General features: G+C 65.4%; 8 protein-coding genes. 3 read left to right on the forward strand and 5 right to left on the reverse strand.

The window, feature by feature from the left end; genetic code table 11:
- Positions 1-3: 3 nt before the first annotated feature.
- A complete protein-coding gene (locus ACH427_RS28985; protein WP_398874158.1) occupies positions 4-360 on the forward strand; it encodes a nuclear transport factor 2 family protein in 357 nt (118 codons plus the stop codon).
- 79 nt (positions 361-439) lie between these two features.
- On the opposite strand, the gene ACH427_RS28990 is transcribed toward ACH427_RS28985, so the two are convergent.
- Both ACH427_RS28990 and ACH427_RS28995 read right to left on the reverse strand, forming a co-directional pair.
- The gene (locus ACH427_RS28990) at positions 440-1,219 is read right to left on the reverse strand and encodes an acyltransferase (RefSeq protein WP_398874160.1); all 780 of its coding nucleotides are present in this window, start codon (positions 1,217-1,219) and stop codon (positions 440-442) included.
- A 128-nt stretch (positions 1,220-1,347) separates the two neighbouring features.
- Positions 1,348-2,007: a DedA family protein gene (locus tag ACH427_RS28995; protein ID WP_398874162.1), complete on the reverse strand. Its 660-nt coding sequence runs from the start codon at positions 2,005-2,007 to the stop codon at positions 1,348-1,350.
- 516 nt (positions 2,008-2,523) lie between these two features.
- Here ACH427_RS28995 and ACH427_RS29000 point away from each other — a divergent pair.
- Positions 2,524-3,168: a hypothetical protein gene (locus tag ACH427_RS29000; RefSeq protein ID WP_398874164.1), complete on the forward strand. Its 645-nt coding sequence runs from the start codon at positions 2,524-2,526 to the stop codon at positions 3,166-3,168.
- A 341-nt stretch (positions 3,169-3,509) separates the two neighbouring features.
- On the opposite strand, the gene ACH427_RS29005 is transcribed toward ACH427_RS29000, so the two are convergent.
- The 3 genes from ACH427_RS29005 to ACH427_RS29015 all read right to left on the reverse strand — a co-directional run bounded on the left by ACH427_RS29005 (position 3,510) and on the right by ACH427_RS29015 (position 7,142).
- Positions 3,510-4,256 (reverse strand): hypothetical protein, encoded by a 747-nt coding sequence (locus ACH427_RS29005; protein ID WP_398874166.1) that lies wholly within the window; start codon positions 4,254-4,256, stop codon positions 3,510-3,512.
- A complete protein-coding gene (locus ACH427_RS29010) occupies positions 4,256-6,535 on the reverse strand; it encodes a hypothetical protein (protein ID WP_398874167.1) in 2,280 nt (759 codons plus the stop codon). The genes ACH427_RS29005 and ACH427_RS29010 overlap by 1 nt, the downstream gene beginning before the upstream one ends.
- Before the next feature lie 76 nt (positions 6,536-6,611).
- A complete protein-coding gene (locus tag ACH427_RS29015; RefSeq protein ID WP_398874169.1) occupies positions 6,612-7,142 on the reverse strand; it encodes a hypothetical protein in 531 nt (176 codons plus the stop codon).
- Between the two features lie 141 nt (positions 7,143-7,283).
- On the opposite strand from ACH427_RS29015, the gene ACH427_RS29020 reads away from it, so the two are divergent.
- Entirely contained in the window at positions 7,284-7,613 is a 330-nt protein-coding gene (locus tag ACH427_RS29020) for a hypothetical protein (RefSeq protein ID WP_398874171.1), read from the forward strand.
- The last annotated feature ends 51 nt before the right edge of the window (positions 7,614-7,664 follow it).

A 7,664-nucleotide genomic window follows, 5' to 3' on the forward strand; every position in this document is an offset into this window, starting at 1 on the left:
GTCATGGTGACCGAAGACCAGGTTCGCACCTGGGTCGAGGGATATCTGCGGGCCTGGGTGAGCAACAGCGAGCAGGACATCGCCGCGCTGTTCACCCCGCGGGCCGAATACCACGAGTGGCCCTACGAGACCGACTGGGTCGGCCGCGACGCCATCGTCGAAGGCTGGCAGAGCCGCGCGCCCTGGCAGGAGGGCGGCTGGGACTTCGACTGGTCCCTCCTCACCCGCAACGGCGACACCGCGGCCATCGAAGGAACCGGCCGCTACAAAGAGCTCGGCGTCTTCGCCAACCTCTGGACCGTGACGTTCGACAAGAACGGCCTCTGCACCATGTTCCGCATGTGGAACAACGAGATCTGACCCACGATCCCGTTCCTCGGCGGCCTGGCCGGCACCGACAGCGTCGGCACGGTCCTGCCGGCGGCGGGCTGACGCCGCCTCACACCGCCCGGCCGTCGGGCGTCCGGGCATCCGGCTCCGCCTCCTCCAGCGACAGCAGCTGCTGCGGGGTCACCCCGTCGGGGATCGGCACGGGCGCCGGCGTCCGCAGCGGCGGCACCCAGCCGGTCCCGGGGTCCCAGCGGCGTACGACCTTGGCCGGGGCGCCGGCCACCACGCAGTGGTCGGGGACCTCGCCACGGACCACGGCCCCGGCCGCGACGACGACGTTCCGCCCGAGCCGCGCGCCCGGCAGGATCACCGCCCCCGTCCCCAGCCAGCTGCCCGGCCCGATCGAGACGGGCGCGCTGCGCGGCCACTGCCTGCCTATGGGCTGAGCGGGGTCGTCGTAGGAGTGGTTGTCGCTGGTGACGTAGACGTACGGACCGCAGAACACGTCGTCGCCGAAGGTCACCCGCTGGGAGGCGACCACATGGCTGCCCCGGCCGAGGACCACGCCGTTGCCCAGGCTCAGCACGGGTTCGGGGCCGAGGTCGAGGCCGGGCATCATGCCCGCCGTCAGGGTGACCTGTTCGCCGATGATGCAGTGGTCCCCCAGCTCGATCCACTGCTCGCCGAACACCGTGCCCAGGGGGAACGCCAGCCGGGTGGCGGGCCCGATCCGGGCGAAGCGGTACGGGCCGGGGTGCTCGGCGGTCACCGCGCCGGCCCGCTGGACCCACCGCCAGCCGCGGTGGACCGCGCGGGACGCGGCACGACGCCCCCAGGCCCGGAGAGCCTCGGGGGCGTCGAATGAGAACGTGTTCCGGTTCTTCGGCACCCGCTCACCGTACTCAGCCGGATCCGTCCCGGCAGAGGTGGTGAGCTGTGATCTTCCCCCTACCCGTGAAAAGCCCCGGGCCCCCGCCTCGCCGTGGAGGAGGGGGCCCGGGGCGCGGACGGTCGCGGTCAGTCGACCGTGGCGACGGCCTCGGTCTCGGCGGCCGCCTCGGCGGCCTCGGCCTTCTCCGCCTTCTTGGCCTTGATCCGCATGACGACGAACGAGCCCAGGCCGAAGAGCACCGCGGCCACCAGGCCGAGGTAGGAGAACTGCTTGAGCCACTTCTCGGCGACCTTGCCGACGGTGTAGATCACCGCGACGGTGCCACCGGCCCAGGCGATGCCGCCGAGGACGTTCGCGATGAGGAACTTCCAGTACGGCATCTTCAGCACGCCCGCCAGCGGACCGGCGAAGATCCGCAGCAGGGCGATGAAGCGGCCGACGAAGACCGCCCACATGCCCCACTTCTTGAACGAGCGCTCGGCGGTGGCCACATGCTTCGGCCCGAAGTGCTTGGGGAACTTCCGGCCGAGCCAGTCCAGCAGCGGCTGGCCGCCCTTGCGGCCGATCAGATAGCCGATGGAGTCACCGACGATCGCGCCCGCGACGGCGCAGACACCCAGGACGTACGGATTGATGTGGTCCTGCGTGGCGGCCATCAGCGTGGCGCTGACGAGGACGATCTCACCGGGAAGCGGGATGCCCAGGCTCTCCAGCCCGATGACCCCGCCCACCATCAGATAGACGGCGACCGCCGGTACTGTCTCGAGCCACTCCTGGATGTGCAACGCCGGTTCCTCCCCGGTTGACGACCCTTACCCGGCGTACGCCGTACGGGCGCACGCCGCGAAGCCTACTGGAGGGAAGGACTCGCCCAGCGGCCCGCGGGTTGCCACCGATGGCCTATGTGTTCGACCACAGGACCCGCCGGCACCTGGGAGGACGGGCCCGCGCGGCCGTCGCTACGCGTCGTTGGGCCGCAGCGTCCACACCACGGTCCTCTGGACCCGCGATCATCCCCTCGGCGGCCCGCCTCTCCGAGCTGTGCATATCTGGATCTAGCAGGGCAAAGGCACCCATCTATCCACGCTGGTCCCCGACTGTTCCCGCCTGCACTGTGACCGCAAAGTGACCTGCGGGCCCATGGGGAGGAGGAGGCCCATGCCGCCTCAACCTGCGGATTAGTGTGGCTCGGACGACAAGGGGGCCCCGAGGCACCAAGCGCCTCGAGGCCCCCTTGTCTCACCCCGGGGCAGTTGGCTCCTTTGCGCAGCCGGTAGCGTACGCGGGGGCGGGGTGCCCTGATGCGGATCCCGGCCGAGGAGGGGCAGCGCGTGAAAAACCGGTTCGCAGGTGGCTGCACAAGGTGTTCCGTGCTGGTGTTCCCAAATGGCGGGTTCCTCCGTAAGGGCGACGAGGGTTGGGAGGTGTGGTGCGCGACCTGCCGGAGCCTGGACGAACTCGCCGAATCCAAGGACTTTGATCCGGAGAATCTTGAACTACCAACGGTGCCGCCGTCCGGCTGCGCGACCACCGTCGACCTGCGCGTGCTCGGCATGACCAGGGCGTGCTGGAAGTGCCGCAGGGATACCTTGTGCCTGATAGGGCTGTACCCGGACCGGCCCTCCCACGGCTACGTGGGGCTGCACACCACGGACAATGAGAAGACGATGGCGTTGTGCCAGCTCTTGGTTCAGCGCATGGGGCGCACTGACCTGACCGCCGGTGTCAAGAGCCGGTACAGCAGGACCGTACGCGAGCGACAGCTGGCCAACGGCTGTTGGCACTGCGATGCGCTTCAGGGCAACTTCCCGGTCCATGAGGAAGCCCTGGGCCGGGTTGCTTCAGGTGGGGTGAATGGTCTGGACACGCTGCTGGTGGCCATTTGTCCAGTGCTGGAATGGCAGACGGTCGTCTACGACTTCGGTGGCGGCGTCATCGCAATCTGATCGAGCATGGGCCGGGCCCCGGCGGGCTGCCCTCCTCATCCGCCGGGGCCCGGTCACGGGGGGCCAACCGGCGGGGCATTGGGCCGGACGGCCGTTCCTCCCCGCGCTCGGGAGGGTCTTCGCCTCGGGGCGCGAGGCTGCCTTCCCAGCTACCGGCAGCTCTCTCGGCTCGCGTGATCCCGCGGCTACTCGTCTCCGTCAACAGGTTGCCCAGGAGCATAGGAGCAGGCGATGCCTGGCGACAACGGACTTGACCTGCGTGGTGACCGCTTGGGCAACCGGGCGTCAGGGGCTCCAGCGACTGTATGACTGGCAGCCGTGACGTAAGGCAGCGCCGTCTCTCAGCTCTCTTCCGTCTCGTCAAGATGGAGGGGGATGTTGCGGAGCTCCATCTCTTTACGTAGGCGCTGCGTGAACTCTGATTTTCTGTATCGAGCAAACCACCAGGGGAGTGCGCTGATCATTTCCGTGCGGGCATCAGGGGATAGTTCAGATATGAACTCTTGGAGTATGTGGGCTATGGCTACCCAAGCGTTTTGCGGGTCGTAAACGGCGGCCTTTCGGGCAAGGTTTTCGATGCGGGTGATTGCGCCCTCATCAAAACTCCCGGGGTTGTTCATGAACGAATGGGCGAGCGCCATCCCGGGATCGCTGAGCACGCGGTACCGGAATGCTTCGATGCGAGCGATCTCCCGATCTTGCTCCTCGGCCTTGAGCCGCGACTCACGTTGGCGGCGTCGCTCTGCGGTTGCGTCAGCTATGTCCGCTGGATCCGCCGTGATCTGCGCGTGACCCCATGTGATCCGAACCGCTTGGTCTTCGAGGTCGCAGGGGACGCCGAGGAGGGTATTGGCTCGGTGCTCGACTATTTCTGCTTGGTTCAACGGGCGTTTGTTGGCCACGGATTCGGCCACGCCTCTCACATAGTCGCATGCCACTGCCTGCGGATCGTGGTGCGTTGGAGGCGGTGAAATCTCCTCCCAGGCCAAGGTTAGATCGGCATGGAAAAAGAAGTCCGGGTTCGCGCTGGCTAGTTGCGCGGAGAAGCCAGCGCGGCCCGTGCGTGGTTCGTGGCGGTATCTGCGCATCAGCTCTCGGTGTAGGAGGTGCGGAGCTGGTGTGCAGGATCGGCCTCGCGTGCAGAAGCCAGGAGCGATTCACGGAGTGCGCTACGGCCGTCTTGCGGATCAGGCAGTGCAGCCGGGGCCCAGTTGTATGCGAAGTGTGTGAGCCTGAGGAACCTGTCCGCGATGTACTGTCCGCGGTCGGCTGCTGGGTCGTGGACGGCCCGCGTGAAGATATCAACGACCGACCCTCTTAGCGACGGTATTTGGAGGGCGGTGTCCATCCAGAGCTTGAAGGCGGATGCAGAGGTCTCATCCAAGGACGGGGAATCGAGCCCAGAGCGCCACCCGCCTATGAAGAGGGCTTGATCACTGCGCGGGATCTCTCCTCCGGCAGCAGACGAGAGCAGTAGCGGGATGCCTGATGTATTGCGTTCTTGGGCCAAGGCCATGAACGACCTGCGGCCGGCCTCCCGGAGTGCCGAATCGTCGCTGGCGCACCAAGTGGACAGGTTGGAGCGTACCTGCCCCCGTACGTTCGGCTGATGCCACAGCTTTTGCATCGACTCACCGACTGCCTGGGCAATTTTGTTTGAGGGGGCGGCAGCAAGGAAGCTCAGACGGTAGAGCATCATTTTGGGATACTCGCCCGCAAGTGGTCCGCCGCATGCACGAGCGACAGCTACCTTCAAGTCCTCGGTGAACTTGCCCTTCTCGTCCTGGGCCCACTTCTTCAGTCGGTCGCGCATAGCTCGACCGATCACTGGGTGTAGAGCGCCGGCAGTAATCAGGTCACGAGCGTGATCCTTCAGGGAGTTATGACTGGACCATTGAGTGGCCACGTCCTGAAGCAGCTTGAGGGACTTATGATGTGCGCTATAACGCAGCACATACTGGCCGAGGCGGTTGGTAATTCGTTCCGCATGCTCCGGGTAGGTAACCGGAAGGTTGGCCATCCAGGGTACGACGATGTCGGTGAGGGGCATGCGGTCGACCCAGAAGTACTCCAAGACGGCGTCGGCATAGTCCGGCCGCTGGAAACGAAGCGTATCCTGGCGTGTCAGCGTGGCGCCGATACTCCAAGCCAATTCGATGATTCCCGGGCCGCTTTGCCCGCCACGATGGTTCGTTACGTCTTTGAGTTTCTGTGAGAGGTTGGCGGCCGCCTCGAAGATATCTCCGACGGGTGAGCCCTCCAGCAAGGCTGCGGCGAGGAGAAAATTCCGACGATCACTGTCCGGATTTTCTATATGCCACGTACGCAAATGAGTGCGCCAACTACCCAGGGCTTCAAGGACGTTGTTTATCTTGATCTGTGTGCGGGATAGCTTTCTGCCGTCGACCGCCTTGAGATCTTCTTCGAGTACGGGGGCGAAGTGTTCAGCCCGGATGGCATTCGCCCAGCGAACCGCATCATCGGGCTTCCGCCCACCGAGCTTCTTGACGATTCCTTCGTCGGCGAGCCATTCATCTGCCGGAACAATGGGTTGTTGTTGCTCCAGGCGAGCGCGGACGATCGCAGTTGCTTCCGGGTGTTCTAGAGGGACCGCGAGATCATCCGCGCCGCGGCCTGTTATCTCCCACAAGTTGGGCCGCACGGCCACGACAAGGATCGACTGGCTCCCTTCCAAGATTGCTTTATCAGCGAGCAGGTTCTGGCCGAAGTCTTCACCGACCTTTTGCTCCTCGCTTCGGAGGTCCAGCAGCCAGGCGCCGCGCTGGTCTTTCAGTTGATCGAGGTTGAAGCTGTCATTCGGTTCGCGCCGAACCTGACGAGGCCGTAGCTCTTGGCGCTCGTGGAGCAGGTGTACCGCAGTCGTGTACCTGCCGATCCCTCGGTCCCCTACCAGGACGACGATGCGATGCTCATCAAGCTTCTGCCGCGCCGCACGGATGTTCTTGGGCTCGACAAAGCCGACCAGGCATTCATCGATCCACTCGCTCGTCAGCGTGCGGGCCTGTACGAGACGGCTCACCGTCTGATGCAGGTTACCGATGACGGTGCCGTTATTTGTGCCTATGCGCTGGATCGTACGAGGAGATGCGCCCTCGCTTTCATCGTCGTCTTCCCAGTCCTCCAGTTCCTCGTCGCCGACAAGCTCGTCTGCCGGCTGCGACGGATCCTGTTCCGGTCTATCGGCGCTGGCGGGGTGGAGCGGTCCAGCAGTCCCCTCACCCGGCTCCGGGGCCGGCGTGGGAGGCGGGTCGGTGACTGCTTCGGGCTTGTCTGTTGTCTCCGGTGAGGTGCGCCCGCCCGGCTCGTTCTCCGGGTTCCCCATGCCGGTCGCGTCTGGCTGATCCATGCTCGTGCTTCCCCCTGTGGATACGACCGTTGCTGCTTGTTTGCGGGATTGATCGCAGCTACGCGGGCAGCCGAAGTCAACCGCCGATGATGCGCTTGCTCTTGATGCCGACGACTTCAGCGTCGGCCTCGACGGTGCGGGCGTCCTGTATCACCTGGGCGCGACCGCTGACCTCCTCGGCGTCCATTCCGGTCACCTTGCCCCTGACGGTGCCCAGACGCTGATCCACGACCGGAGAGCCAGTCGCGGGTCGCTCTTCACCGACGAAGGTGATGCGTTGCCCGTAAACCGCCTCCAGGGCTCCTCGTAGGCGCGCCAAGCTCCTGCGCACACCCTCGTTGCCGCCGTGGAGAAGGTGCCCCTGCCCTTGGCCGTTGAAGACCTCCAGAGCGTCACGCATCGCGATCAGCGCCTCTTCGCGGTTGGTGACTTCCAGTTCGTCGGGCGACAGAGGGAAGCGGAGCTCGCCTTGAAGCACGTCGGGGACCGCAACCCTGTCTCGGGCCTCCGCCCGCCGGTCGAGCGCTGCGCCCAGCCGCCCGTACAGGAAGGTGAAGGCTTGCGTGAGCGCTGCCCCTGTAAGGACTGGAAAACTCAGCGGGTCCATGCCGCTCCCCCCGTCGCATACACCACGAACCAGACCGAATGTGCGTTCAGTTCTACCAAGCGATGCCGAAAAACGGGCAGGTAAGACTGGGATTGGCTGAAAACCAATCAGCCTGACTGGATAGCTAGTTGCGGGAGCGTCATGTTTCGGACTCAGGATGCACCGAACCTCGCCCTCACTGACCAACCTCCGGGCACCCACGGCCGGTTCCGCTCCACCACCGCGCGCGGAAGCCACGGCATCTACGACCTGATCGAGGAAGCGTTCACCTCGACGCTCATGCTGCACCGCAACGGCAGCAACTACGCCCGGATCGACGTCAGTTTCCGGGAGGTCGGCGGGGAGGCCGCCCGCCGCATCGAGCAGGCCGAGGACCCGTCGAACGCCACCATCTACCACCTCGCCACCCACACCTCACCAAACTGCTTAGTGCTCGATTCCTCTTTCGGTGTACACATATCGGCGTCGTAGTTGGCGGGTTGGAGGCGGGGGCCTGCCCCATACCCATGGACGTGCACGCTT

The organism is Streptomyces sp. NPDC020379, from assembly GCF_044387105.1.
Classification (GTDB): domain Bacteria; phylum Actinomycetota; class Actinomycetes; order Streptomycetales; family Streptomycetaceae; genus Streptomyces.

Bases quoted from the DNA above. Each gene is read 5' to 3' on its own strand.
- ACH427_RS28985 (WP_398874158.1), top strand. From the start codon at position 4: ATGGTGACCGAAGACCAGGTTCGCACCTGGGTCGAGGGATATCTGCGG.
- ACH427_RS29000 (WP_398874164.1), top strand. From the start codon at position 2,524: ATGCGGATCCCGGCCGAGGAGGGGCAGCGCGTGAAAAACCGGTTCGCA.
- ACH427_RS29005 (WP_398874166.1), bottom strand. From the start codon at position 4,256: ATGCGCAGATACCGCCACGAACCACGCACGGGCCGCGCTGGCTTCTCC.
- ACH427_RS29010 (WP_398874167.1), bottom strand. From the start codon at position 6,535: ATGGATCAGCCAGACGCGACCGGCATGGGGAACCCGGAGAACGAGCCG.
- ACH427_RS29015 (WP_398874169.1), bottom strand. From the start codon at position 7,142: ATGGACCCGCTGAGTTTTCCAGTCCTTACAGGGGCAGCGCTCACGCAA.
- ACH427_RS29020 (WP_398874171.1), top strand. From the start codon at position 7,284: ATGTTTCGGACTCAGGATGCACCGAACCTCGCCCTCACTGACCAACCT.